General features: G+C 58.3%; 21 protein-coding genes and 1 riboswitch. Of the genes, 2 read left to right on the top strand and 19 right to left on the bottom strand.

The window, feature by feature from the left end; translation table 11 throughout:
- The 16 genes from B3M52_RS08275 to B3M52_RS08200 all read right to left on the bottom strand — a co-directional run.
- Positions 1–89: hypothetical protein (locus B3M52_RS08275; RefSeq protein WP_286749394.1), on the bottom strand; the 89-nt coding region annotated here is incomplete at its 3' end.
- Between the two features lie 15 nt (positions 90–104).
- A complete protein-coding gene (gene cobO, locus B3M52_RS08270; protein WP_007154796.1) occupies positions 105–716 on the bottom strand; it encodes a cob(I)yrinic acid a,c-diamide adenosyltransferase in 612 nt (203 codons plus the stop codon).
- A complete protein-coding gene (locus tag B3M52_RS08265) occupies positions 709–2,037 on the bottom strand; it encodes a cobyrinate a,c-diamide synthase (RefSeq protein ID WP_075194595.1) in 1,329 nt (442 codons plus the stop codon). Before B3M52_RS08265 ends, cobO begins: the two co-directional genes overlap by 8 nt.
- 13 nt (positions 2,038–2,050) lie before the next feature.
- Positions 2,051–2,821 (bottom strand): ABC transporter ATP-binding protein, encoded by a 771-nt coding sequence (locus B3M52_RS08260; RefSeq protein WP_075194594.1) that lies wholly within the window; start codon positions 2,819–2,821, stop codon positions 2,051–2,053.
- Complete coding sequence (locus B3M52_RS08255; protein ID WP_075194593.1) at positions 2,821–3,774, bottom strand: FecCD family ABC transporter permease; 954 nt, start codon at positions 3,772–3,774, stop codon at positions 2,821–2,823. The genes B3M52_RS08260 and B3M52_RS08255 overlap by 1 nt, the downstream gene beginning before the upstream one ends.
- Positions 3,775–3,807: 33 nt before the next feature.
- Positions 3,808–4,704 (bottom strand): cobalamin-binding protein, encoded by an 897-nt coding sequence (locus tag B3M52_RS08250; protein WP_143743774.1) that lies wholly within the window; start codon positions 4,702–4,704, stop codon positions 3,808–3,810.
- Complete coding sequence (locus B3M52_RS08245) at positions 4,698–8,909, bottom strand: cobaltochelatase subunit CobN (RefSeq protein WP_075194592.1); 4,212 nt, start codon at positions 8,907–8,909, stop codon at positions 4,698–4,700. The genes B3M52_RS08250 and B3M52_RS08245 overlap by 7 nt, the downstream gene beginning before the upstream one ends.
- A 22-nt stretch (positions 8,910–8,931) precedes the next feature.
- Positions 8,932–10,743 (bottom strand): TonB-dependent receptor plug domain-containing protein, encoded by a 1,812-nt coding sequence (locus B3M52_RS08240; protein ID WP_075194591.1) that lies wholly within the window; start codon positions 10,741–10,743, stop codon positions 8,932–8,934.
- A 155-nt stretch (positions 10,744–10,898) separates the two neighbouring features.
- Positions 10,899–11,100, bottom strand: a riboswitch (cobalamin riboswitch).
- 47 nt (positions 11,101–11,147) lie between these two features.
- Positions 11,148–12,167, bottom strand: a complete 1,020-nt coding sequence (gene cobD, locus B3M52_RS08235; protein ID WP_075194590.1) for a threonine-phosphate decarboxylase CobD — start codon at positions 12,165–12,167, stop codon at positions 11,148–11,150.
- Positions 12,168–12,195: 28 nt separating this feature from the next.
- Complete coding sequence (locus B3M52_RS08230) at positions 12,196–12,753, bottom strand: cob(I)yrinic acid a,c-diamide adenosyltransferase (protein ID WP_075194589.1); 558 nt, start codon at positions 12,751–12,753, stop codon at positions 12,196–12,198.
- A gap of 42 nt (positions 12,754–12,795) precedes the next feature.
- The gene (locus B3M52_RS08225; protein ID WP_075194588.1) at positions 12,796–14,493 is read right to left on the bottom strand and encodes a methylmalonyl-CoA mutase family protein; all 1,698 of its coding nucleotides are present in this window, start codon (positions 14,491–14,493) and stop codon (positions 12,796–12,798) included.
- Complete coding sequence (gene meaB, locus B3M52_RS08220; protein WP_083637141.1) at positions 14,480–15,460, bottom strand: methylmalonyl Co-A mutase-associated GTPase MeaB; 981 nt, start codon at positions 15,458–15,460, stop codon at positions 14,480–14,482. Before meaB ends, B3M52_RS08225 begins: the two co-directional genes overlap by 14 nt.
- Positions 15,461–16,882, bottom strand: coding sequence for a phenylacetate--CoA ligase family protein (locus tag B3M52_RS08215; RefSeq protein WP_075194587.1), 1,422 nt, complete (start codon positions 16,880–16,882; stop codon positions 15,461–15,463).
- 60 nt (positions 16,883–16,942) lie between these two features.
- Positions 16,943–17,368, bottom strand: coding sequence for a cobalamin B12-binding domain-containing protein (locus B3M52_RS08210; protein WP_007151650.1), 426 nt, complete (start codon positions 17,366–17,368; stop codon positions 16,943–16,945).
- A gap of 15 nt (positions 17,369–17,383) precedes the next feature.
- Positions 17,384–18,076 carry a GntR family transcriptional regulator gene (locus B3M52_RS08205; RefSeq protein ID WP_036206493.1) on the bottom strand — a complete coding sequence of 231 codons (693 nt, stop codon included), beginning with the start codon at positions 18,074–18,076 and terminating at the stop codon, positions 17,384–17,386.
- Positions 18,077–18,283: 207 nt separating this feature from the next.
- Positions 18,284–18,871, bottom strand: a complete 588-nt coding sequence (locus tag B3M52_RS08200) for an NUDIX hydrolase (RefSeq protein WP_007151652.1) — start codon at positions 18,869–18,871, stop codon at positions 18,284–18,286.
- Between the two features lie 102 nt (positions 18,872–18,973).
- Between B3M52_RS08200 and B3M52_RS08195 the strand changes: the two genes are divergently transcribed.
- Entirely contained in the window at positions 18,974–19,522 is a 549-nt protein-coding gene (locus B3M52_RS08195) for an NUDIX hydrolase (RefSeq protein ID WP_036206490.1), read from the top strand.
- 20 nt (positions 19,523–19,542) lie between these two features.
- Here B3M52_RS08195 and B3M52_RS08190 read toward each other — a convergent pair whose 3' ends face one another.
- Positions 19,543–19,854, bottom strand: a complete 312-nt coding sequence (locus B3M52_RS08190) for a YqfO family protein (protein WP_075194586.1) — start codon at positions 19,852–19,854, stop codon at positions 19,543–19,545.
- 467 nt (positions 19,855–20,321) lie between these two features.
- Positions 20,322–24,227: a phosphoribosylformylglycinamidine synthase gene (purL, locus tag B3M52_RS08185; protein ID WP_075194609.1), complete on the bottom strand. Its 3,906-nt coding sequence runs from the start codon at positions 24,225–24,227 to the stop codon at positions 20,322–20,324.
- Between the two features lie 535 nt (positions 24,228–24,762).
- Here purL and mltF point away from each other — a divergent pair.
- The gene (gene mltF / locus B3M52_RS08180) at positions 24,763–26,157 is read left to right on the top strand and encodes a membrane-bound lytic murein transglycosylase MltF (protein ID WP_319830334.1); all 1,395 of its coding nucleotides are present in this window, start codon (positions 24,763–24,765) and stop codon (positions 26,155–26,157) included.
- Here the strand turns inward: mltF and B3M52_RS08175 are convergent.
- Positions 26,152–26,619, bottom strand: coding sequence for a regulatory protein RecX (locus B3M52_RS08175; protein WP_041334648.1), 468 nt, complete (start codon positions 26,617–26,619; stop codon positions 26,152–26,154). The two genes, mltF and B3M52_RS08175, sit on opposite strands and share 6 nt — an antisense overlap.
- Positions 26,620–26,755: the final 136 nt, after the last annotated feature.

The raw sequence follows: 26,755 nt of genomic DNA, 5'->3' as shown, positions 1-26,755 counted from the left end.
CCCTGCCGCGCCAGCCACCGACACAGGGCGGCGACGACCGTCGTTTTGCCGGCATCGGAAGTCGTTCCCTGTATCATCAACGTGGTCATGGGTAGCAGCCTCTGTTACAGCTCGACACCTTTCTGGGCTTTCACACCCTGGTCCTTGAAGGCATGCTTCACCACGCCCATTTCCGTGACAGTGTCCGCCAGGTCCACCAGTTCCTGTGGTGCCGACCGACCGGTCACTACCACATGCTGCATCTCCGGGCGGCCCTGGAGGTCGTCCAGAACACGGTCGAGATCAATATAGTCGTACTTCAGGGCGATGTTGAGTTCGTCCAGCAGGACCAGGTCGTAGCTGTCGTCTTTCAACATGTTGGCGGCCACATCCCAGGCGGCATTGGCTGCCTCCACGTCCTGCTCCCGGTTCTTGGTATCCCAGGTATAGCCCTGGCCCATCACGTGATAACTCACGTTGGGCAATTCGCGGAAGAACGCTTCTTCACCGGTGCTGAATGCGCCTTTGATGAACTGGACAATACCCACTTTCATACCATGGCCGAGCGCCCGGGCCACCATGCCAAAACCGGAACTGCTCTTGCCTTTGCCCGGGCCGGTCAGCACCAGCAGCACACCCTGTTCTTTCTGGGCACGGGCGATGCGCTCCTGCATGATCTTCTGCTTTGCGTCCATGCGGCGAGCATGGCGTTCGGGGTCTTTGGCGCGTTCACGCATGGTCAGGCTCCTTATCGATAAGCGGGCGAATGGCCTGCCCGCGAAAAATTCCGGCCACCAGTTCTGGGGCGGAGGGGAAATAGCCGTGGAAATAGCTGGCCACCAGCCCCTTCCGGCAATACACCGGTTCAGCCTCGGTGCCCGCAACCTTGCGGGTTCGGGCCAGGGGTTGCCAGTCAGTTTCCAGTCGCGAGTGATGATAGGTATGCCCCCGCAACTGCCCCTGCTCGGTATTCAGGCTCTGCAGACCCAGCGCCTGCAGGCGGCCGGCCATACTGGCTCGACCCGGGATAATTCCGAGCAGGTTGTGGATCTCTCCGTCGTGGTCCGCCAGTTCCTCCACACAGGTCATTAACCCGCCACATTCGGCCAGCATGGGTTTACCGGCGCTGTAGTGGTTGCGAATCGCCTCCAACATCGGACGGTTACCGGCCAGAGTGGCACCATGAAGTTCCGGGTACCCGCCTGGTAACCAGAGGGCGTCGGCGTCTGGCAACGCTGAATCTATCAGCGGGGAGAAGAAAGACAGTTTTGCCCCCATCGCCTGCAACAGGTCCAGATTGGCGCGGTAAATAAAACTCAGCGCTGCGTCCCGGGCAATGGCGATGCGAACGCCCTCAAGCAACGGTGGTGGGGACTCCGGGGGTTCAGCTTCCAGCGTCACGGGAAGCGGCAGGCCATCCAGTCCTGCTTCCGCAAGAACGTCAGCGGCGGCGTCCAGGCGCTGCTCCAGATCGCCCAACTCGCCGGCCTGAACCAGCCCAAGATGCCGGTTTGGGAGACTCATGGCCTCGTTTCGGGGAATGGCCCCTAGCAGACTGATGCCCTCAGGCAGGCTCTCCCGCAGCATAGCCCCATGTCTGGGACTGCCGATGCGGTTGGCAATCACCTGATAAACCGGAAGCGCGGAGTCGAATTTTGATAAACCCAGAGCCACCGCTCCAAAGGTCTGAGCCATGCCGCGGGCATCAATGACCGGCAGAGCGGGAATACCCATCAGCTTGGCGAGGTCCGCACTGGAAGGGTCACCGTCAAACAATCCCATTGATCCTTCCACCAGAATAAGGTCGGCATCCTGCGCCGCTTCCGCCAGACGCCAGCGACACTCGTCCTCGCCCGTCATCCACGGATGCAACTGGTACACTGGCTGTCCGGATGCGACTTCCAGCACCATCGGGTCCAGGTAATCCGGGCCGTGCTTGAACACCCGTACCTTTCGTCCGGCATTCCTATGCAATCTCGCCAGTGCTGCGGTCACCATGGACTTCCCCTGGCCAGAACCTGGTGCGGTAATCATTGCGGCTGGTACGGTTGCTTTCATATAGCTCCTACGTTCAATACCTAACAGGGACAAATAGCGGCGCACCATCCACGTCCACTGTCAGAAGTTCCTGATCATAAAGCCGTTCAAGTGCAGCCGGCACGAGCATTCGTTCTGCAGGCCCCCAGCAGGCTTCGCCGTTGGGGTACAGCAACAACAGATGGTCACACCATCGTGCCGCGAGATTCAGATCGTGCAAACACATGAAGACGGAACGCCCACTACGCGCCTGCTCGGTCAGTAACTGGAGTACCGACACCTGATGGTGCAGATCAAGGTGGTTGGTGGGTTCATCCAGAAGCCAGGTATCAGGTGCCTGGGTCAGCACTGTGGCAATGGCTACTCTCTGGCGTTCACCGCCAGAGAGTGTGTTCACCAGCCGATCACTGAGATGGCCCACATCCAGCTGTTCCAGAGCGCCTCTCGCAAGACGTTCATCGGCTCCGGACTCCATCTGCCAGGGTGACAACCAGGGGTGGCGCCCGATCAGCGCCGTTTCCAGTACCGTCGCGGGAAAACCGTCCTGCCGTTCCTGGAAAACCATCCCCAGTTGTTGCGATATTGTCCTGCGCTTCAGGTCTGCCAAAGGATGCTCTCCCAGGCAAACCGATCCGTGACGTGGTGCTCGCAACCCCGCCAGTGTGTGCAAGAGCGTCGTCTTGCCGGCACCATTTGGCCCCAAAACGCCCCAGATCTGCCCGGGTTCCACGGCAAAGTTCAGCGCTTCCCCATCGCCCCGCCCGGGAATGTCGATGACCAACTGTCTAGCCTGCAACGGATTCATCAGCGGCTCCGATACAACAGGTAAAGGAAGGTGGGTACACCCAGCAAGGCCGTGATCACACCTACCGGCAACTGCTCGGGCGCAATCACTACTCGCGCCAGGGTATCCGCCAGCACCAGCAGCGTGCCGCCAGCCAGTGCACAGGCAGGGAGGATCAGGCGCTGGTCGTTACCAAGCACCAGCCGCAACATGTGAGGCACCACCAAGCCGACAAAACCAATACTGCCAGCCATGGTGACCGCGGTGGCCGTGAGCAGGCTGGCAAGGATATAGATCGTCCATTCCAGCGGTCGCACCGCCACTCCCAGGGCTGCCGCCTGCATGGGACCGCGTGCCAGTACGTTAAGACTCCGCCCCAGGGGTACCACCAAAAGACACACCAGCACCAGGAAAGCCAGGGCGGGCCAGGGCGTTCTAGCGTAGGACACATCGCCCATCAACCAGTACAACATTCCCGGTAAGCGCTGGGCCGGGCTGATCGCTAACATCAGGGTAATCACCGCGCCCCAGCCTGCGGCGACCACCACACCGGTGAGCAACAAACGCGACGGCGTCCAGCTTCCGGTGCCATGGGCCAGACCGAACACCATCAGTGTGGCCAACAACGCACCGGCAAAAGCCGATCCCGAAATCATCAAACCGCCCAGGCCCGCCAGCATCGCAAACAAGGCCCCGACGGCAGCACCGCCAGACAACCCCAGAACGTAGGGGTCCGCCAACGGATTGCGTAACAGCACCTGCATCAGAGCCCCGGCCACGGCCAGCAAACCGCCCGTTGCGAAAGCGGACAGTGTCCGTGGCAGTCGCAATTCCAGCACCAGGGTTTGCTGCAGGTTGCTGCCCTCACCCAGAATGACGGCGACAACATCTCCCAGTGCCACGCTGACACTGCCCACACCCACCGACAACATCATGGCGGCGAGGCTGGCCAGAGCCAACAACACAAGTGGCATGGTCAGAGGCCTGCTCAAAGGGTCTGTCTCCCACTAACGTTTGGCACGGGCATCATCCAGTTTCTCGCAAAACAGTTGTGAACCTTTCAGAATACGCGGCGTCGGGCGCTGGATCAGCGACGGTGGAACAAAATACAGGTTCTCCTTCGCCGTGGCATCGATACTCTGGAAAGCCTCCCAGCGGGTCAGCCAGTGCCGGTTCTCTTCACCCATGCCACCGGCCAGAATGGCCTCAGGGTTGGCGCCGATAACCGCCTCGGCACTGATCCTCGGCACCAGGCGATCAAGATCACCGAATACGTTCACGCCTCCGCATAGCGTGATCACCTTACCAATCAGGTGCTCGTCGTTCACGGTCATCAGAGGCTCATCCCACACCTGATAGAACACCGAGACCGGCTCCGCACCCTGATATTGTTTTTCCAGTGCGGCCATTCCCTTGCGGAAACGATCCGCTTCGGCAAAGCCTTCATCTTCGGTACCCGCCAGAATCGACAGCCGTTCGATGGTGCTTGAAACGCCCTCAAAACTTCGGGGCTCAATAGAGAATACCGGCAACCCCAGGTCTTTCAGGGCTGTAATCTGTTCCGGCGGGTTGCCTGTCACCCAACCAATGACCAGATCAGGTTTCAGTGCCATCAGGCGCTCAAGGTCCATGCGAGTGTGGCTACCCACAGAGGTGACCTGCTTCGCCTGCTCGGGGTAATCACTGTACGAAACCACCGCGATGACCTGATCACCGGCGCCTGCAGCCCAGACAAGTTCGGTTGCTCCGGGAGACAAGGCCGCGATCCGGCTGGCCGGTTGTTCAAGGCAGACTTCCTGGCCGGTGTCGTCGGTTGCACATCGCTCAGTACCGGCCACAGCCCCCGGTGACATGGCCAGAGCTAACGACATCAGCGCAGCGGTATGCCGGAACGATTTCAACATGAGGCCCTCTGGTTTCCGGGAGTCTGACAATCATCGTTGGCAGCGCCTATCGGGGGAAAGTCGGCCGACCCACCTTTTCGCGCGGATTCGAAGGCTTCCCGCTGCCGGGGGTCCAACTGGTCCGCGACCCAATCCATCAGCGGGTGATCCGGACGGGTGTGGCCACTGCCGGGAAGGCCATGGTCGATGATGTTTCCCGCGAAGTCACGTGCCAGGGCCTGACGGGTGAAGACGTCCGCCTCCCAGAAGCCCCGTTTCGCAGCAAGGAGCGCAATCGCCTGCATGTGGGTTTTGACATGTACGTTGTGGCCCTCTGCCAGGAAGTCGTCCAGGCCAAGGCCGTGGCGATCCTGAAAGTACACTTCATTGACCTCATCCCAGACGCTGGAGCGAAGCACCTGGGGACTCGTTATTTGCCAGCCCCAGAGGTTGTCGAGAAAATCACTGCCCATGGTGCGGGCACCGGCGTAGCCGTGCTCCATCAGTGGGGCCAACCATTGCGGATTCAGGTTACGGGCTCTCAGCTCTACCTGCAGCGCTCGCTGAAGCGAATCCACCCGTGGATTTCGCGGGTCTGCGTACTGAAGCACCCGGTTCTGCGGTGGCTTGCCGCGCAAGTGCTCCACGGCGTTGGACAGCCCGCCCTGGAAATCGAAACCGTCATCGTTGTCCAGCAGGCCATAGAGGTGGCTGGCCCACCCAAGATAGGTATGGTTCACCGACCGCAATTGTCGGTCGAAAGCATCGTGAGCAGGTTCACCCTGTCTGCCCTTGCCATAGACGTGCCCCATCCGCCGGCGATAGGCGTCACCCAGTTGCTCCCGGTCCTGCCAGACACCCGTGCGGGTAGCAAGCCGATTAACCCCCGCACCGTATGCGCCCGGAGCCGTACCGAAGACCCGGTATGCGGCCTTTGCCCCCGCATCCCGAGCCGACGCACCTGCGGCCAGCAGTACTCGTGTGTCAGCGACCCAGTGGGCGGCAACACCGTTGGTGGACAGGGATTCCTCACCCGGCTTACGCATGTCGACCGGCAGAACCGATAACGCCTGGTCCAGTGCCTCTTCCAGCTCGGGGTGCTCGGCCCTGATGGATCCCGCCGCGCCTGCCAAGGCGTAACGCGATGCCATATCCAGCCATTCCAGTTGGCTTTCATAGAGATCCCGGAACAAGCCGGACGTGGTGAAAACCACATTGCGGCGAATGGGTGTATCGGTTCCCGGGCCCGCTGGCAAACGCTCCAGGCCTTTCACGATGCCCCGACTGTTCCACACCGGGCGCACACCTAATAGCTTCATGCCAAACGCGATCATGACCCCTTCGTCTCGCACCGTATCCGAGGCCCAGAGCACCAGTGCATCGCTTTGTTCTGAGGTGCTGTCTTTTGTGGCCCTGGCCTCCTCGACCAGTTCTTCAGCCAGCGACCAGGCCACACGGGTTGGAATCAAGTCATCCGACAAGGCGTGAAAATTGCGCCCCGTTGGCAATACCGCCGGCGTTCGCAATGGATCATTGCCCTGCCCCGGAGCAACAAACCGGCCATTCAACGCGTTGAGAAAGCTGGTGCGCTCAGAAGCAGGAGACGCTTCAAGATCGGTGCGCCAGGCTGGCTCTGGCTTGCCGGCCTTACCCGCCATGGAGTCGAGCATGGTGTCCACCATGTCTGTGCTCCAGTCCTGGCCAAACACGTGCAGCCCCAGGGGCATAAAGTGTTCCTGCATATCAGTGACGTAGTGGCCGGCTTCATGAACCAGCAGGTCGGATGAAAGTTCATCGAGGGACACCTCCTCCACCGACAATCCCATCTCGCCAGCGATTTCCTGTTCGAGATCGTCGGAGATATCCAGCACCTGGATTTTCTCCCGCAGCATCTTTAGCGCCCGCTCCCTGGTAGGGCTGTCGGGCTCATTGGCGGACTCCCAGGTTTCCACGAGCTGTCGGAGCTCCAGCAGTTCGTCATAAAGCTCCGTTGCGGCCAGCGGCGGCGTCAGGTGACTGATCATGACTCCCAGCGCCCGGCGCTTGGCCTGGATGCCCTCGCCCACACCGTCGACGATGTAAGGGTAGATCAATGGCAGGTCGCCCCCCAGCAGGTCCGGATAGTCATCCCCAGTCAAACCAGCACGGCGGCGTGGCAGGAATTCCCTAGTTGAGTGGCGCCCAACGTAGACCAGCGCATCAGCCTGGTAGTGATCCCGTAACCAGTGGTAGAAACCCACGTACTGGTGGGTCGGGGGGAAGGTGGTGTTGGCGTGCAACAATTCCTCGTCCACTTCCCAGCCTCGGGGCGGTTGCGGACCGATATAGATATTACCGAATCGAAGCCCAGGGAAAATCAGCCTGTCATCAACCACCATGGACTGGCCCGGCGCTTCTCCCCACCCCTTTAGTCCGGGAATGCCCGTATCGGCCAGTGCAACCCGGCTGTCATCCAGTTCCGCACTGTGACCACCTTCATCGAGACGTGCTTGCCAGAGCGCTTCGTACTCGTCCAGTCGGCTCAGGGCCGCCTTTCGGTTCGGGTGCTGGAGATGTTCAATCAGGTGCCGCAAGTCACGAATGCCCCGACTCAACAGACCGGTTGCCAATTCTTTCTCGCCCAACCTATGTGCCTGCTCAAGTCGCTCATGCAAATAACCCAGGGGGCCATGGACCATTTCCTGCTGGACAACCCTTGGCAAGGTTTCGAGATACTGACGATAGGTTCTGCCCGCCATTGAGGCAACGTCACCGGCCATTTCCCTCAGCGCGCGAGGATCATCCGGCAGACTCACGCCCCGTTGCTGGAGCAGGTCGGTGAGGGCTTCCGGACTCTCCGGCAGCGGGCCAGTCTCGTAGCCCTCGGCTTTAAGCCAGTGCAGCATTTCATATAGGGAAGCTGGCACATCGAGATTGTCCGCCCCAATATTCTGCCGGCCCGGTGGATGATTGTAGTAGATGATGGCCACGCGCTTGTCGGCGTTGCCCTTGGCTTGCAGCGTCTGCCAGCGTTTCAGGCGGTCCGCAACGGCGTCCACCCGCTCCGGCACCGGCTGGGTAAGCGTCAGAGCCACACCGGTGTTTTCGTCAATCACTTCCGGCTCCGCCGTAGCCAGCACCATAGGCTGACTGACCCCCTGGAGCTCGGGCATCGCCAATTTGTAGTGCACCTTGTCAGACGGAATACCATCGATCGACAATTGCCATTGGTTGGTGGTGCGGGAGGCCAGGCGCAAGCCCTTGATCACCGGCACATTCAACCGGACCAACGCTTCCGTGACCTGACGCCGACCCTCGCCGCCTCCAATAATAAAGTCCTGAAGACTGACAATACCGGATAGTGTCGCCGGGCCTACCGTTTCATTCAGGGCACGAACAGCCTCCAGGCTGGCACCACCCCAACGGGACAGAATTGCAAAGCATTGCATCCCTCTGGATTCCATCGCTGCACAGGTTGCATCCAGCAGTGCCCGATCGCCCGGGCGATCACCGCTATCCAGGTCCAGAAGCGCGACCACGGGGCCTGATTGCAGGTTAAGGTTCGCCGCGCTATCTGTGGCTTCACCATTACGGTAATAGCGGATCAGCGACCGGGGCGGCAGATCCGGCACGTCAAACTCTTCGCCCGCCTGAACAAGCAACCAACGCAATAAGGCATCCAGGTGTTGCGGGGTGCGTCCCTGGTATAGGGCCCGGCCTTCAAGCCAGGGTTCCTGTTCGGGGAAACGGGCCTTAAGCTCTGCCAGATGGGCTTTCAAGTCCGTGCCGGGGTCCGGCGCTTTCATCACGTTGTTCAGGGTCGTGGCATCCAGCCCTTCCAGGGGCTTGCGCCCCTGTAACCGTGACAGCACAGTCAGCGCCCTGTCGCCATTCACCCCCAGAATCGGAAACTCGCGAACGGCGGCCTGCTCGCCCACAGCACGCTCAATCCGGCCCACCTGCTCTCCGAAAACCGCCGCCATCAATAAGGCATCGGCCTGGCTCACCAGATCGTCGAGAGCGCTGTTGTCCAGGTTTGCCAATTGCTCCGGTGTTCGCAGAATAATGCGGTGATCTGGCTGGGCTGCCAGAAAGCGTTCCGCACCAGCAGCCATCTCCGCAGCGGAACGCTCAGACACTACCCCAAATACCGTGGCGCCGGACACTGGTTGGGACAGCATCAACAGAAGCCCGGAAAGGCAGCCGAACAACGGGCGTCTCAGAGTCCTATACAGGCGCTCAATCATGCCCTTACCTCTCCATGGTTGATCATAGGTCGTAGCGAATCGTCAGCATTGCGGTGCGGCCAGCGGCTATGTAAGCACTTCCATCAAAGCGCTGCGCCGTGGCGTATTCTCTGTCCAGCACGTTGTCGACCGTCAGATTGGTGGTCCAATGGCTGTCGATTTCCCACTTTGCCCGCAGGTCCCAAGTGACAAAGCCGGCAATGCGCTCTTCATTCTCTGCGTCGTCGTAGCGATACCCCTGGCCCTTAACGGTGGTTCCCAACGACACTCGGCCGAAGTCACGATCCAGATCCACCCGGAACTGTTTCGCGCTACGGCGACGAATTCGATTGTCGGTCTCACGGTCGCGGGGGTCGGTTACCGAGGCCCCAGCCTGCACGGTCCATTCGTCCAATTCCAGGCCAGCACTCAGCTCAACCCCCCTGATGCGTGCTTCGTTAACATTGAATGGTGCGAACCGACCGTCCCTAAAGACAAATACAATCAGATCATCAGCGTCTGTCTGATAGATCGCGGCATCCCAGAACCAACGGGCGTAATTTCCGCCAATACCAAGCTCCACGCTACCTGCGGTTTCCGGTTGAAGATCCGCATTGCCGAAGTTCGGGAAGTAGAGGTCATTGAACGTGGGCGCCCGGAAAGATGTGCTGTAGCTCACCCTTACTCTATGGTTGCGATCCATATCGACACCCATGGCGATCGCACCGGTTTCCTCACGACCAAAAGCCTCGTTATCGTCGGCGCGCAAACTCAACTGAAAGTCCGTCGGACCAAAATTCAACAGGGCCTGACCAAAAACAGCGGCGTTGGTGCGGCTGGTTTCGTCAAAGTCGGTGGTGCTGTCTACTTCATCCATCAAGAGTTCACCGCCCAAGATGTACTCATGGCGGCCGACACTGATCTGGTTCTCCCAACGGGCACTGCGGGTTTTGGTATCGAAGGTGCTGTCACCAAATTCGTCCCGTGTATCCTGCTCATCAATGGATTCGGCTAACAGGATACGGCTCCGCCAATAGTCGCTGATGGGCGCGTCCAGACGAACACCAACGGTTTGGATAGCAAAATCTGTATCACCGCCCTCGAACTCGGTATTGCCCTGGGCACGCATGAGGACAACGCCGGCTTCCCCACCGGAGTCGAACTGGTGAGCAACGGACGCCAGGGCTGAAGTGTTACGAAAGCCCTTGTCTTCGCCCCCTTCAACAATGGCCGTGCCGTCAGTTTCCAGATGGCTTGCGCTCAGACTGTATGTCATCCGGCCTTCAGAGCCGGCCGTTCCAGCTACATACTCCTGGGTGTTAAAGTTGCCACCGCCTGCCTGAACCCATCCCTCGCGGCCCTTTTCGGCGCTATGCGTGAAGGCCTGGATAACCCCGCCCACGGCATCGGCCCCGTACAGGTTACTGCGGGAACCCCGAACAATTTCTACCCTTTCCACCATTTGCGGCGGGAAATACTGCCAGGCAGCACTACCACTGGTGGCCGAGCGCAAACGAATGCCGTCCACCAGGAAAACCGTGGATTCGCTGCCGGTACCCCGGGTGTAGACACTGGTGTTCTTACCGAACGAGCCGTTGCTGGTGATATCAATGCCGGGTTGGCCCATCAGCAGCTCGTCGAACGTTTGAGGCTGCAAGCGTTCGATCGCCTCTTCATCGATCACCGTGACCGATGAGTCACTTTCGCCCCGGGTCTTCGGACCAAGCGTGGCCGTAACAACAATGGGGTCAAGTGCCGAGACCATTACCTCTTCGTCGGCTAGCGCACTGGAAACTGGCAGGAACACAAGGGGGAGGCCGGAAAATAGAACCGGCAAAGACTTCGAACAACTCATAATCAACACTCGCTGGCAAACCACGCGCACCCGCGTGATGGTTATTGTGTTGCGGAGTTTGAGTATGAGATTGGGGAGGCAGGATACGAGTCAGAGTACGGGTGTGAGACCGACGCAACTCTCCCACCGCCGTCGCCCTCCGCAACTTCCGGTGTGCATTCAGGCCGGTCTCCGGGCTTGCGAGTGGATCAGCCTGTTGGACTGGTCCGGGGCAATCACCTTCCCATGCATGATGCACAGTGGCTTTTTCGATTGCCTTTAGCTCGCTTACCGTTGCGGGGGCAGCGTCGGACTTTAACCGACTTCCCGTTTTACGCTTTCCGGCGGGGATACCGCAAAAAAGCGTTACCTGAACACGGTGTTCATCGAATCGGGCGCCAAACTAGCAGCCCTTATGTGCTAAATCAATACAGATGGCTTAAATACAGTGCCTGCTCTAACCGCGTCCATTCCGGTTCTGAGCCGGGCAATCCAAAGCGCAGCGCAGCAGGATTCTCGAACTCCCGAACGAGGATTCCCCGCCGTGCGAGTTCGCCTGCAATGTCCGCCGCCCGGCCATGCCGAACGTATCGAAAGAGCGCCGTTCCTGCGGCTCCTTCAAGGCCATGCCGCGACAGGCAGTCCGCCAACCGCTGGCTTTCACTGTGCAGTCGCTCCATCGTCGCAGCTTGCCACTGGGTGTCCGCCAGCGCCTGGCCCATGATAAATCGCGCAGGGCCACTGATTGACCAGGGCCCGATCATTGCACCCAATCGGCGAATAATATCCGGGTCTCCCACCGCAGCTCCGGCCCGCAGGCCCGCCAGGCCGAAAAACTTACCCAGGGATCTCATGACGATAAGACCGGGTCTGTCGGTCGCATACCCGACACTGAGTTCCGGAGTGGCATCGACGAACGCCTCGTCTACAATCAGCCACCCACCACGACGTTGAAGCCGCTGATGCCAGCTCAGCAACCGGTCCGGATCAACAACCTGGCCAGTGGGATTATTTGGATTGATCCACACCAGCACGTCCAGCTCGTCCAGCCAGCTTTCGTCATCATCCGCTAGCTGATCATTGCCAATCTCGATCACCCGATGGCCGGCAGCAGCCCAGTTATGACCATGCTCCTGGTACCCCGGAGAGGGCACACCTACCCGGCACGGCTGTCGTAAACGGGGCAAGTGCATGATTGCCGCCTGGCTACCAGCCAGGGCCATACATGCGGCGCTATCCGGTGCACCCACCCATTGTCTGATGAGTGGCTCCAGGCCATCGTCTGGCTCCGGCAGGCGACGCCAGACCTCTTCCGGGATCGCCGGAACAGGCCACCCATGCGGATTGATACCGGTGGACAGGTCCAGCCATTGATCCAGCGGGGTGCCCCACGTTTTTGCGGCGGCCCGTAGCCGGCCACCATGTTCCAGCGGCGACAAATTCACGCTTCAATACCCTGGTCTCGGGCCAGCATTATTTTCCCGGCACCCAAAGCACATCGTCCTTACCCTGGTTGTTGGCGTGTCTGGCAAGGACAAACAGCAAATCAGACAGCCGGTTCATGTATTCCAGCACCAACGGGCTGATGTCCTGCTCTTCCTGTAGCTGAGCAATGATGCGCTCAGCACGCCGCGTTACCGTGCGGGCATGGTGGAGATGCGTAGCCGCAGCATTGCCTGCGGGCAGGATAAAGGAGCGAAGCGACGGAATATCCGCGTTGAACTGGTCGATCTCCTGCTCAAGCTCAACGGTCTTGCCCTCGGCAAGCCTCAGTGGCGGGTATTTCGGGTTCTCCACGATCGGGGTACACAGATCCGCCCCGACATCAAACAGGTCGTTCTGGATGCGTGCCAGTATCACGTCCAGTTCGTCGTCCACATGCAGCCGCGCGAGACCAATCACTGCGTTGGCCTCATCCACCGTACCGTAGGCTTCCACACGCAGGTCATGCTTGGCGACGCGGCTGCCGTCGCCAAGACCGGTATCGCCCTTGTCTCCGGTTTTCGTATAGATCTTGGTGAGCCTGACCATTCATGTCTCCCGTGAACCGGTTCTGTCAGTATTCAAAGCCGGTCAGATTACAGGTTTTTCGCGATAGGTTCCCCATATCCCTTTCAGGGTTTCAACAATATCGCCCATCGAGGCGCCCTCTTTCACCAGTTCGATGGTGATGGGCATGAGATTGGCCGATTCGTCCTCGGCCTGCTCTTTCAGTTGCCTGAGCATGTCCTGGACTTTCTCCTCGTCGCGATTGTCCTTGACCCTATTCAGGCGTTCAATCTGCCGGCGTTCGGTTTCCGGATCGTGGGGATGGGTTTCGATTTCAACATCCTCTTCGTCCTGCACGAACATATTGACGCCGATTACCGGTCGCTCACCGCTGGCCTTGCGCAGCGCGAAGTCATAGGCGGAATCGGAGATGCCTCTCTGGAAGTAGCCGTCGTCGATGCACTGGAGCGTACCACCGAGCTCTTCCACTTCATCAAGAATCTTCCAGACTTCCTTCTCGATCTCATCGGTAAGATTCTCGACATAGTAGGAACCGCCCAATGGGTCCACCACCTGGGTGATGTTGGTCTCGTAGGCGATGATCTGCTGGGTTCGCAGGGCAATACGCATCGCCTCTTCCGTTGGAATGGCGAACGCTTCATCCATGCCGTTGGTGTGCAGCGATTGGGCGCCACCCAGTACCGCAGACAGTGCCTGAAGCGCGGTACGGATCGGGTTGATGGTGTACTGCGGCTTGGTCAGGGTGGCCGCGGCAGTCTGGGCGTGAAAACGGAGCCGGCTGGCCTCGGGTTTGGTGGCGTTGAATTTTTCGCGCATGATCTTGGCATAAACCCGCCGGGCTGCGCGGAACTTGGCAATTTCCTCGAAGAAATCCGCCTGGCTGACAAAGAAGAAGGACAGGCGTGGCCCGAACTCATTCACGTCCACGCCCGCGTCGATGGCGGTCCTGACGTACTCCATGGTGGTTGCCATGGTATACGCCACTTCCTGGACCGCCGTCGAACCGGCTTCAGAAATGTGATAGCCGGAGATGTTGATAGGGTTGTACCGCTTCATGTTTTCGGAGCCGTACTGAATACAGTCCCGCACCAGGCGAACCGATGGCCGCACCGGGAATATCCACTCTTTCTGGGCAATGTATTCCTTGAGAATGTCGTTCTGGATGGTGCCCGACAGGTCATTGAGATCGTATCCCCGTTTCTGCGCCAAGGCGATGTACATGGCGTAGAGAATCCAGGCTGACGGATTGATGGTCATGGATACCGAAATTTTGGTCAGATCAATGTCGTCGAACAACTCCTCCATGTCGGCAAGGGTGTCGATGGCAACGCCTTCACGGCCCACTTCACCCTGGCTCATGGCGTGACTGGAGTCGTAACCCATCAGGGTCGGCATATCGAAGTCGATGGACAGACCGGTCTGGCCCTGGGCGATCAGGTACTTGAAGCGACCGTTGGTTTCCCTTGCCGTACCGAAGCCGGCAATCTGGCGCATGGTCCAGTTCCTGCCCCGATACATGGTGGGGTATGGCCCCCGCGTAAACGGGTATTGCCCAGGGAAACCAATATCCTCAAAGGGCGTATTCTTCAGGTCCAGTGGCGTGTAGGTACGTTTCGTCGGCATTCCCGAGGCAGTGGTGTATTCCGTCTTGCTCTCCGGCGCCCGCTTGATAAAGGACGACACCTCGTTCTGTTCCCACTGGTCGAACTCTTTTTCCATGTGCTTGAGTGCAGCGGGGTCATACTGGTCAGTGCGCTTCATGAATGGTCTCCTTCATGGCTTTTAACAAGGTTACTGCGGCTCCATGGGGGTCCAGTTCGCGCTGGGTAACCTTCTTGAGCAGCTCTTCGGTCTGCGACCTGCTGTCACGTGCAAAATTATCCCGGACAATCTCTTCAGCAACCTTCACCACCCGGGTTAATGCAATCTGGTGCCGCCGCTGGGTGATTTCGCCGCTTTTTTCCAGGTGCTCAGCGTGACGATCAATGGCAGCCATCAGGTCGTCAAAACCGGTATGCTTTTCGGAACTGGTAGGCACCACGGGCACCCGCCAGATTCCCTCGCCCGGCTCCAGGCTCATCATCAGCATGGCCTTGAGTTCCTGAATGGTTTTGTTGGAGTCCGGCCGGTCCGCCTTGCTCACCACGTGAACATCGGCGATCTCCAGAACGCCGGCCTTGATGGCCTGGATGTCGTCGCCCAGCCCGGGCGCGTTGACGACCACGGTCGTGTGGGCGGCACGGACAATATCGACCTCGTCCTGCCCCACCCCGACCGTCTCGATCAAGACCACGTCGAAGCCGCCGGCATCCAGAAGATCAACCGCATCCAGGGCTGGCCTGGCGAGGCCGCCCAGGGTTCCCCGGGTGGCCATGCTGCGGATGAAAACACCGGGGTCGGACACCAGGTCGCCCATGCGGATACGGTCACCGAGGATCGCACCGCCGGAGTACGGGCTGGACGGGTCAATAGCAACAACGCCGACCTTGCGGCCGCTGGCCCGGTACTCATGGACCAGTTGCGTGACAAGGGTGGACTTCCCGGCTCCTGGCACACCGGTAATTCCCACCACATGGGCGTTGCCGGTGCTTTTGTAAAGCTCGGCCAGGGCTTCGCGCACCTCAGCATCACCGCCGCTTTCAACGCGGGTAATAAGTCTGGCGATGGCGCGAAGATGCCCTTCCCGCACACGTTCAGCGAGCTTCATCGAGGGTATGCGGTTAATCATTTAACCTCCTCGCTTCTGGTTGAGGCTCTGGTAAAGATCGCGGTCGTCAACCACACGCTGGGCCTTGAAGTCCGTGCGTGGAAAGGTCTCAGGGTCAACCATGACAACCCTTGCCCGCACACCCAGTATCCGGCTCAGTTCAGCCTCTGCCTTCTCACCGAGGGATCTGACCGCATCCGGCCCCTTGCCTGCGACCTCCTGGTTAAACTCCGCTTTTACCGCCAGCTCATCCATAGAGCCACCCCGCGAAATGATGATCCGGTGCTCGCCGCCATAACCGGCCAGGCCTTCCAGAACTTCCGCAATGGCGCTGGGATACACGTTTTCACCGCGGATCTGGAACATGTCATCAATCCGGCCGTAGATGCCTTTGGGCAGCCTGGGATAAGTGCGACCACAGGGATTGTCTTCCATCACCCAATGGGTCAGATCACCGGAAACCATCCGGATCATCGGCTGGGACGTTCTCTCGAGATGGGTGTAGATCGGCGTTCCCTGATCGCCGTATGGCACCCGGCGATGGGTGTTGGGATCAGCCACTTCGGTGTAGACAATGTCCTGCCAAAGCAGCATGCCCTCGGTGTCTGCGCTACCGGAGGCATGCATCCAGGGGGTCAACTCTGCCATCGTTCCGCAGTCAACTACCTTGGCACCGTAGATCTGCTGAATCTTGTCGCGGATGGACGGAATAGAGCCGCCCGGTTCACCGGAGAAGAACAGCACCTTGATGCCGAATTCTCTCGGGTCTACCCCTTCCTCGCGGGCCACTTCCGCCAGCCTTAACGCGTAAGACGGCGTTGAATACAGCCCGGCTGGCTTCATCATTCCGAGCCAGGTTACCGCTCGCGCAGTCATCCCGGGCGCACCAGCGCCGAAGGGGAAGGCTTTGCAACCCAGTCTTTCAGCCCCGATCAACGCCCCCCATGACCCCATGTAGAGGCTCAGGATCGCCGCCACAAATACCGTATCACCGGGGCGCAACCCCATACCCCACATGATCCGGGCATGGTTGTTGGCAATGGTTTCCCAGTCACGCCTGGAAATGCCAAAAGCGGTGGGTCGGCCGGTAGTACCAGAAGTGCCGTGAATATGATGGATGTCGCTTTCGGGACAGCAGAGGTAATCCCCGAAAGGTGGATTTTTCGCCTGGGAATCGCGCAGTTCCTGCTTGGTGACGACGGGCACTTCCTCGAAGTCTGCGAGGGTACGGATGTCATTGGCCTTTATACCGGCCTCATCCCATTTGCGCTGGTAAAATGGCGAGTGGTCGTAGGCATAGGCCATCACCTCGCGGATGCGCGCAACAATCAACTCATCGCGTTTTTCCGGGTCCATCGTCTCCCGGTCCCGGAACCAGTAGGGACTGTTCGTATCCGGAAAATAGTCGTTGCGATAACTGGGGGGAAAATTCCACTCTTCCATCGGAGACTCCTGATATTGTTATTGGTTGTCGTCTGAGGAAATCTGCGGCCACGGCCCTGACTATCGGGCACCTCGATCTGCGACCATTTGCCGGAACGAATCGATGATTTCTTGCGGAGGAGTGTCCTGAAGAAGAATCTTGTGGACGCCCATCTGGTAGAGTTCTTTGACATCGTCGTCGGGGATGACACCGCCACCGGCAACGATCATATCTTCAGCTTCCTTGTCTTTCAGAAGCTCCAGTACCTTGGGGAAAATGTGCATGTGCGCACCGGACAGCAGGCTGATGCCGAGGATGTCCACGTCTTCCTGAATGGCAGCGTCCACGACTTCTTCAGGCGTGCGATGCAGTCCGGTATAGACCACATCCATGCCGGCATCACGCAGAGCACGAGCGACCACTTTAATGCCGCGATCGTGACCATCCAGACCGATTTTTGCCAACATTACCCGAATCACAGCTGCATTTTTGTCATTGTTTTGCATCGCGTTCTCCTTGGATTAACTAATCGTGCTCCCGCTTCTTTTCAGGGGTTCACGGCAGACTTGAATCTCTTTCTGAAGCCATTTTGATGCGGTTTCCACATGCTCTCTGGCAAGTGTTTCAGCAGTCCGTGCATCACCGGCCAATACCGCGTTCAGTATTGCCTCGTGCTCTTCCCAGATCTGTTTCTGGTTTTTCTCGACAATGAGAATGTCACTCATGACGCGCCTTACGTGATTCCAGTGCGCCTCCATTGAGTCAAGGATGAAGGTGTTACCCGCCAGCTCGTAGATGAAGCCATGAAAGCGCATGTCAGCATCGATCAGAGCGGGGAGATCATGTGCTTTCCCTGCCGCGAAACCTTCGGCAATGATGTCCTCACCTCGCTTTCGCGCCCCGGCATCCACTCGCTGGGCGGCAAGCCCGGCACTCACCAGATCGATCCCACACCGGAATTCGTACAGCTGCGCCACAAAACTCTCATCAAGCACCGACACCATCAGGCCCCGACGCCCTACCGCTGACAGAAACCCGTCATCACGCAGACGCTGCATAGCCTGGCTTACCGGCAACCGCGACACATCAAGCCTCTCGGCCAGCGTCTCCTGTGTGACCCGCTCACCCGGCTTAAGCAAACCTTCAACGATCGCATTGACCACAGAGTCGTAGATCAACTCCGGCAAGTTTTTTTCGGTCTGAATTTTTTTCATTGATCGCACCCCACGACGCAACTCCTTTTTGTCGTTTGCATACAGTATTCACCATGTAATACCTGATCGATTTACAAGCATATTAGACCTTTGTCTAACACTTGAGCATTCAGGGACACACAAAACGTCAGCGGGCCCAAGAAATGGGCCCGCTGATAAACGCGAAAAAAAGAGGAGAACTCGAAAGGAGGGGTCAGGAGACGCTGGTCAGCGTTTCGGCGGCGGCTCCAGCAAATCAATACCGGCGTCGTAAACCGCATTGAGGAAATCCACCAGAACGACCGCAGACAGGCCCCATATCTGATAGCGTTCCCAGCGATAACAGGGGACATAGAAGGTATTGTTGAGGAAGTTGAGCGGATCTGTGCGTTCTCGATTGTCGTCCAGGAAAAACTCAACGGGCACCCGGAAAATACTATCGATTTCCGCAGGATTGGCTTGAAGAGGGTGATCGCCGGGTATCACCCCTACGTAAGGCGTTACGAGAATCTGATGCAGCGACATGACCTGGCTCAGCGGCGCAATCAGTTCCACCTGGTCTGGTGGCAGCCCGATTTCCTCGTGGGTCTCGCGCAGCGCGGTATCGGCCAGGGAATGGTCTTCCGGATCGCGCCGCCCGCCTGGGAAAGACACCTGCCCCCGGTGGGTACTCAGGTTTTCCGACCTCAGGGTAAACACGATTTCAGGGTTTCCGTGGTCATTGGTGACCGGGACGAGTACGGCTGCTTCGGGGTAATCCAATGTCAACAAACGGGGTACATAGCCTGACAGGCGTTTGGTGAGAAGATCGCGCAAAACACGGCTCCGTTAAGACTTCTGACTGTTGAATGAGACACCGGCAGCGCAGATAGTTACACTTGCTACCAACACACATTTGTCCAGTATATGGTGAAACAGATGAAATACTGCAGCACATGCGGCCATCCTGTCGAACAGCGCATCCCCCAAGGCGACAATCGCCACCGCTACGTGTGCATCAGTTGTGAAACCATACATTACCAGAATCCCCGCATCGTCGCCGGTACGGTTCCCGTCTGGAAAGGGCGGGTTCTGCTATGCCGCCGCGCTATCGAGCCCCGCTATGGTTACTGGACGCTGCCTGCAGGGTTTATGGAAAACTCGGAAACCACCCTCGAAGCGGCCACCAGGGAAACCCGGGAAGAGGCGCTTGCAGAAGTGACGGTGGACAATCTCTACACCATCATTCATGTGCCACACATTGATCAGGTACACATGTTCTATCGCGCCACCCTCACCAGCGAAGACTTCGGGGCCGGCGAAGAGTCGCTGGAAACCCAGCTGTTTGCGCTGGAAGACATTCCCTGGGATGAGCTGTCGTTCCCCACTGTCCGTCGCACCCTTGAGCTCTATGTGGAAGACGTTCGCAATGAGCACTTCCCAGTGCATGTGGACGACATTCGGTACCGGATGGGGCCTCGTGCCTAAATATCCACGCCTGGCCGCCGCTACAGTGTTTCCATCCGAAACACCTCGTAGGCGGGCTCTTCGTATGGATGCGCCTGTTTCAACGCTCTAAGTGCCGCCTGAATCAGGTCGTCCTTGCACACCAGCTCAACGCGGAATTCGTCCACACGCTCAATTTCCCCTGCCTGGCCCAAAAAAGGCTGGCTGCCATCCAGCGGACGAAACTGCCCCTGACCTTTACATTGCCAGGCACAGCAATCGTAATCTCCAATACGCCCGGCACCCACTTCAAAAAGGGCGCTTTTGGTCGTTTCAAGATGACTCTCAGGCACGAAATAACATATCTTGTACATTCGTCAGATCCTCCCTTGAACACCGTTGTGTCAGAACAGAATCGGGCCATTCCGACACCCTTCCAACGGATAATTTTTGTACAGATTAAGCATTTAGCTACTTACCCACAGAATCTGTGGATAACTCTGGGGAAAGTTTTGGGGAACATGCCCCCATCCCCCGGAATTACTGCACTTTTGTTAAATTGGCGACAAATTCACCTACTTAATTAAGTTCTTATATTTCATATAGTTATAGTTGTCGAACAAAAAATGAACCTAAACCCAGTGCTTTGTGCACATTGCACACAGCATGGCACCAGGAATGTGCATAAACCGTTTGAGTCAAGGGGATTTTCGCACTTATAAACAAAAATTTCCCTTGAAAATTCTTGAAAGCTCCCGTCGCCAGAAACAAAAAAGCCGGCCCTGGATGAGTCACCTTTATGGTGCGTCCGGGGCCGGCTTTTTTAGCTCAGGCTATGGCTTTAGCTGAACCAACGCCTCGCATTACGGAACATTCGGATCCATGGCGCGTCTTCACCCCAATCGGCAGGGTGCCACGAAAGCTGGGAGGTTCTGAATACCCGTTCGGGATGGGGCATCAAGATGGTGACCCGTCCATCCCTTGTGGTCACACCGGTTATGCCCGCCTCAGATCCGTTAGGGTTCCATGGGTAACGCGTGGTGACCTCGCCGCGGTTATCCACGTAGCGCAGCGCGATCAGCTCGCTATCACTCAATTGGTCTGCAGACGTTCCAGCCGGGAACTCAACCCTGCCCTCACCATGGGCAACCGCTATCGGCATCCTGGAGCCGGCCATGCCTTCCATGAACGCCGACGGAGAAGCGGGCACCTCCGCCATCACCAACCGGGCTTCGAACTGCTCCGACTGGTTACGTACGAAACGCGGCCAGCCTTCGCTGCCGGGAATCAGTTCGTGCAGGTTGGACAGCATCTGACAACCGTTACAAACGCCAAGTGCCAAGGTGTCCTGACGGTTGAAGAATGCGGCAAACTGATCACGAACCCGATCATTGAACAGGATGGACTTGGCCCAGCCCTCACCTGCACCCAGAACATCCCCATAAGAGAAGCCACCACAGGCAACCATGCTGTTAAACCCTTCCAGGGAAACCCGGCCGGAGAGCAGGTCACTCATGTGAACATCCACGGACTCGAACCCGGCACGGTCAAAGGCGGCGGCCATTTCAACCTGTCCATTAACACCCTGCTCCCGCAGCACCGCCACCCGAGGACTGGCCCCTGTGTTGATGTATGGCGCGGAAACATCGTCGTTGAGGTCAAACGTCAGTTCCGCGTGAAGCCCCGGGTCACTGCTGTCCAGCAGGTTGTCGAACTCCTCCTGAGCGCAATCGGCGTTGTCACGGAGCGACTGCACGCGATAGCTGGTTTCCGCCCAAAGACGCTGCAGGTCCGCCCGCGGTCGGGATATGACCGACTGTCCCTCAAAGGTATAGCGGATGTGGTCGTCCTGGTTGACGGTACCGATCACCGAGGTGTGGTCACCAAGACCCGCTGCCGAAAACTGCTGTAGTACAAACCCGGTATCCTCCCGACGAACCTGGATCACGGCGCCAAGTTCCTCATTGAAGAGCTCACGAGCGAACTGGGACGCATCTTCCGCAAGACCATCGAGTTTGATGTCGATACCGGTGTGCCCGGCAAAGCTCATCTCAGCCAGGGTGACGAACAGGCCACCATCCGAACGGTCATGATACGCCAGCAGCTTGCTGTCTGCGTTCAGGCCCTGGATAACCGCGAAAAACGCCTTGATGTCTTCCGGGTCGTCCAGATCCGGTGCTACCGCACCCACCTGCCGGTAGACCTGCGCCAGTGCCGAACCACCGAGGCGGTTCTGTCCCGCCGCAAGATCAACCAGAATCAGATCCGTATCGCCCGCATCTGTCGCCAGCTGAGGGGTCAATGTTCTGTCCACATCCGTCACCGGTGCGAAACCGCTGATGATCAGCGACAACGGGGCCGTAACACTTTTTTGCTCGCCGCCATCCTCTTCCCAGACCGTCTTCATGGACATGGAATCCTTGCCCACCGGAATGGTGATACCCAGTGCAGGACAAAGCTCCATACCAACCGCACGAACGGTTTCATAGAGGTTTTCATCCTCACCCGGGTGCCCTGCCGCGGCCATCCAGTTGGCGGACAGCCGAATATCCGACAATTTGGCGACAGGGGCGGCCGCCAGGTTGGTAATCACTTCGCCCACTGCCATGCGCCCGGATGCAGGCGCATCGATAACCGCAACCGGTGTGCGCTCACCCATGGCCATGGCTTCGCCTGTTTTTACATCAAAAGACGACGAGGTAACCGCCACATCACTGACAGGCACCTGCCAGGGGCCCGCCATCTGGTCACGCGCGACAAGCCCCGTGATGGTCCGGTCACCAATGGTGATCAGAAAACTCTTTGAGCCCACCGACGGCAGCCTCAGAACACGGCTTACCGCATCGTTCAGATCAATTTTTGTGGAATCAAATATGGGCTTAGTGAATGAGGAACGCGAAACACTGCGATGCATGCGGGGCGGCTTGCCGAACAGAACGTCCATCGGCAGATCAACCGGGCGGTCGTCGAAATACGAATCCCCGAGTTCCAGATGGTGGGCCTCGGTGGCTTCGCCGATCACCGCATAGGGGCAACGCTCACGGCGGCACAAGGCATCAAACTGTTCAAGGTTCTCCGGCGCCACCGCCATCACGTAACGTTCCTGGGATTCGTTACACCAGATCTCCAGGGGCGACATGCCCGGCTCGTCGCTGGGAATGTCACGCAGTTCGAAACGGCCACCGCGACCACCGTCCTTGACCAGTTCCGGCATGGCGTTGGACAGGCCGCCAGCTCCCACGTCATGAATAAAGCATATGGGGTTGTCGTCGCCCATTTGCCAGCAACGATCAATCACTTCCTGGCAGCGACGTTCCATTTCCGGGTTATCCCGCTGGACCGACGCAAAGTCCAGGTTCTCGTTGCTGGATCCGGAATCCATGGACGATGCAGCGCCGCCGCCCAGACCAATCAACATGGACGGGCCGCCGAGGACGATCAACTTGGCCCCCACAGGAATATTGCCTTTCTCCACATGGTTCGCCCGAATATTACCCAGGCCGCCAGCGATCATGATGGGCTTGTGATAACCGCGTACCTCTTCGCCACCGGCACCGGGCGCCACTTCCTCAAAGGTCCGGAAATACCCGGCGAGATTGGGACGGCCGAACTCATTGTTGAAGGCAGCACCGCCAATGGGACCTTCAATCATGATATCCAGAGGCGAGGCAATTCGTTCCGGCTTCCCGTAACCAAGTTCCCAGGGCTGCGGGTCATTCGGGATGTTAAGGTTGGATACCGTGAACCCGCTGAGGCCCGCCTTCGGCTTGGAACCACGCCCGGTTGCCCCTTCATCACGGATCTCACCACCAGAACCGGTTGCAGCACCAGCCGCCGGCGCTATCGCGGTCGGATGGTTGTGGGTTTCCACTTTCATCAGGATATGGATATCTTCCTCATGATAGCGATACACACCGGTTTCGGGCTCCGGGAAGAAGCGCCCCCCACGGCTGCCGGCGATGACCGACGCGTTGTCCTTATAAGCGGAAAGCACGCCCTCGCTGTTCATCTCAAAGGTATTGCGAATCATCGCAAACAGGGATTTCTCCTGCCCTTCGCCGTCGATATCCCAGGAGGCGTTGAAAATCTTGTGGCGGCAATGTTCTGAGTTGGCCTGCGCGAACATCATCAACTCAACATCGGTGGGATCACGTTCCAGGTCCGAGAAGGACTTCACCAGGTAATCGATCTCATCTTCAGCCAGCGCCAGGCCCAGTGAGCGATTGGCATCTACCAGTGCCTGACGCCCACCAGAAAGCACCGGAACTCGGTTAAGGGTGCGCGGCTCGTCGGTATGGAACAACAATTCCGCACCGCCCATCTCGTGGAAGACTTTCTGGGTCATGCGGTCGTGAAGCAACGCCGCAATCTTCTCCCGCTGCTCGAGGCTCAGCTTGCGGTTGGCTTTCACGTAATAGGCGATACCCCGCTCAATCCGCCGAATCTGCCGCAGGCCACAGTTGCGGGCGATGTCCGTCGCTTTGCTTGACCAGGGTGAAAGGGTGCCCGGGCGCGGAACCACCAGGAAAAGTACGCCATCAGGCTCTTCGGCGGAAACACTGGGACCGTATGTCAGCAGGCGATCAAGTACCGCCTGATCGGATTCGGACAGCGGGAACTCAAGATCCGTGAAGTGCATGAACTCGGCATACACATGTTCCACCGCAGGCACGATGTCCTGGAGGCGAGTATGCAGCTTGCGGGAACGAAAGGGCGAGAGCGCGGGAGCGCCGCGAAGTTCAAGCATGATCAAAACCTGTACGCGCGAGACTGGGAGCCGGTGCAGCATCCTGTGTTCCGTATCGACGGAGTACAAGGCAAACAGGAAAAGGCCGGCCATCTGAAAGGCCGCAATGATACTTGAAACACGCACCGGGATACAGCGTCAAAAGGTTATAAACCGGCCGCTATAATTTACATTGTTTTGCACATTAACCGAGCAGATTCATTGACCACCCCAGTATGACCGGGGATCATTACAGATGAGCCAGGGAGGCTCCGTATTGAGTGAACATCGGTTAAACTCCCAAAACTGTGCTGGCATGCCACTTGCTGCTTTTTTAGTAACGCAAGAAGTGCGAGCGAGGTAGCAGGGAGTGATCGGACATCAGGGGAAACACCGTAACACTCAGCGTCCTGCATCAAGGGAGTTCAGGAATTTGCCTAAGAACCGTCGTCAGCCGTACACGGCCATCGCGAAATTCACCTGCCTACTGTCAATAATCCTGACAGTTGCAGGATGCTCAAGGCCAAGCACTCTTCAGGAGATCCGTTCCGAGGGTGTGCTCCACGTTATCACCCGGAATGCGCCATCGGTTTATTTTGAAGGCCGTGATGGCCCCACTGGTTATGACTACGAACTGGCGCGCCTGTTCGCAGAGGACCTGGGCGTTGAGCTCAAGGTTCGCGTTGCGAAGGACAACACCAGCGTGCTGTCGATACTCGATCAGGACTACGCTCACATCGGTCTGGCAGGGCTGTCCTCGCGCCCCGATTTTCAGCAGCGCTACCAGAAGGTTGCCAACGGCATCGAAGCCGAATCCGTGGTGGTCTATAACCGCGAAGTTGACCGCCCGGAATCCCTGGAGGATCTTGAGGGGCAGACTATCCATCTGGTGGCGGACAGCAATCACGAACACCAATTGGAACAGTTCAGCGCCAACAACAGCGGCCTGCAGTGGACCATGCACGCCGGCCTGGACGCGGCTGGCATCCTCTCACGCGTGGAGTCCGGCGAGTTCCCGCTGGCCATCGTATCCTCCAACGAACTCGAGCTGAACCATGTGTTCTTCCCGAAGGTCAAGAGCGCGTTCAGCCTCGGAGAGCCCGAACCATTACTGTGGCTCTTTCCCAGCGAGCAGGACCAGAGTCTGGCCAATGCCGCAGAACAGTTTATTCAGGAGCTGCGGGACGACGGCACACTGGCGCATATTTCCGAGCGATTCTACGGTCATCTCGACCGCCTGGACTATGTTGGCGCGCGGACCTTTGTTCATCACGTGGAAAACCGCCTGCCCAAGTACGAAAGCCTGTTTCGCGATTACGCCAAGACCTACGAACTGGACTGGCGACTGCTGGCCGCCATGGGCTACCAGGAGTCCCACTGGCGCCCTAATGCAGTCTCGCCGACCGGTGTTCGCGGCCTGATGATGTTAACGCGGAACACAGCCAGCCATATCGGCATCAATAATCGTCTCGATGCCGAGGAAAGCATCCAGGGTGGCGCAAAGTATTTCACCATCGTGCATAGCCGGGTCCCCGATCGCATTCCCGAACCGGACCGGACCTGGTTTGCCCTCGCCTCCTATAACGTTGGCTGGGGGCACGTGGAGGATGCCCGCAGACTGACCGAGGGGGCCGGCAGAAACCCTGACCGCTGGATGGACGTCAAGGAATTCCTGCCTCTGCTGGCCCAGAAGGAATGGTATTCCAAAACGCGGTTTGGCTACGCCAGGGGGCATGAACCGGTGATTTACGTTCAGAACATACGCCGCTACTACGATTTCCTGGCCTGGCTGACGGAGCCAACAAAGGTAGCGGAAACTGAGGAAAAGCCCTGGTTCAAAGAGTTGGAGGGTATGGAAAAGATTGTCGGGCCCGTCGATGGCAAGGAAAACAACAGCGACATCAGGGCGTCGCTGCCAGAGGAATTCGGTTTCGTCCCACCAACGCTATAGCCGTTGCTCAAGCGCGCTTTCCACGTGCTCGGAGGAAAACCCCCGACGGGCAAGAAAGCGGGCCTGGCGAGCTTTTTCATCCCAGTCATCGCGGATATCGCTGAGCCCGAACCGCTTCTCCCGAAGCAGCGTCGCCCGGTCGGACCAGTCCGTGTCGTTCATTTCCCGGACGCAGGACGGCGGCTCCTGGATACCCCTTTGCTGGAGTTCAGCCTGGATTCTCAGCGGCCCGTAGCCCAGATCCATCCGCTGCCGGGCATAGACCTCCGCGAATCGCTCATCACTCAACCAACCTTCGGTTTCATAGTCGTCCAGAACCTGCTCAATAACATCCGATTCGATCTTCCTCTGCTTGAGCTTAAGCGCGAGTTCCAAACGGCTGTGCTCCCGTCTGGCGAGCAGTCGCAACGCGGCGGAACGCGCCTTGTGGTCCTGATCTTCCGGATTTGATGCTTTTCCCATTCAGACTCTTCCCGCAAATGCCGACAAAACGCTAGACTAGCCCCCACCTGATACAGCTGACCGTTCAATTCCATGGATCGATCAGCTGACGTACCCGGCACCCGGAACTCCGGACAACGCCGATGGCTGGTGCCTG

Source organism: Marinobacter sp. UBA2688, assembly GCF_002352785.1.
Taxonomy (GTDB): domain Bacteria; phylum Pseudomonadota; class Gammaproteobacteria; order Pseudomonadales; family Oleiphilaceae; genus Marinobacter; species Marinobacter salarius.
Note: the sequence above shows the minus strand (reverse complement) of the source record. Positions and strands in the feature narration are given on the sequence as shown.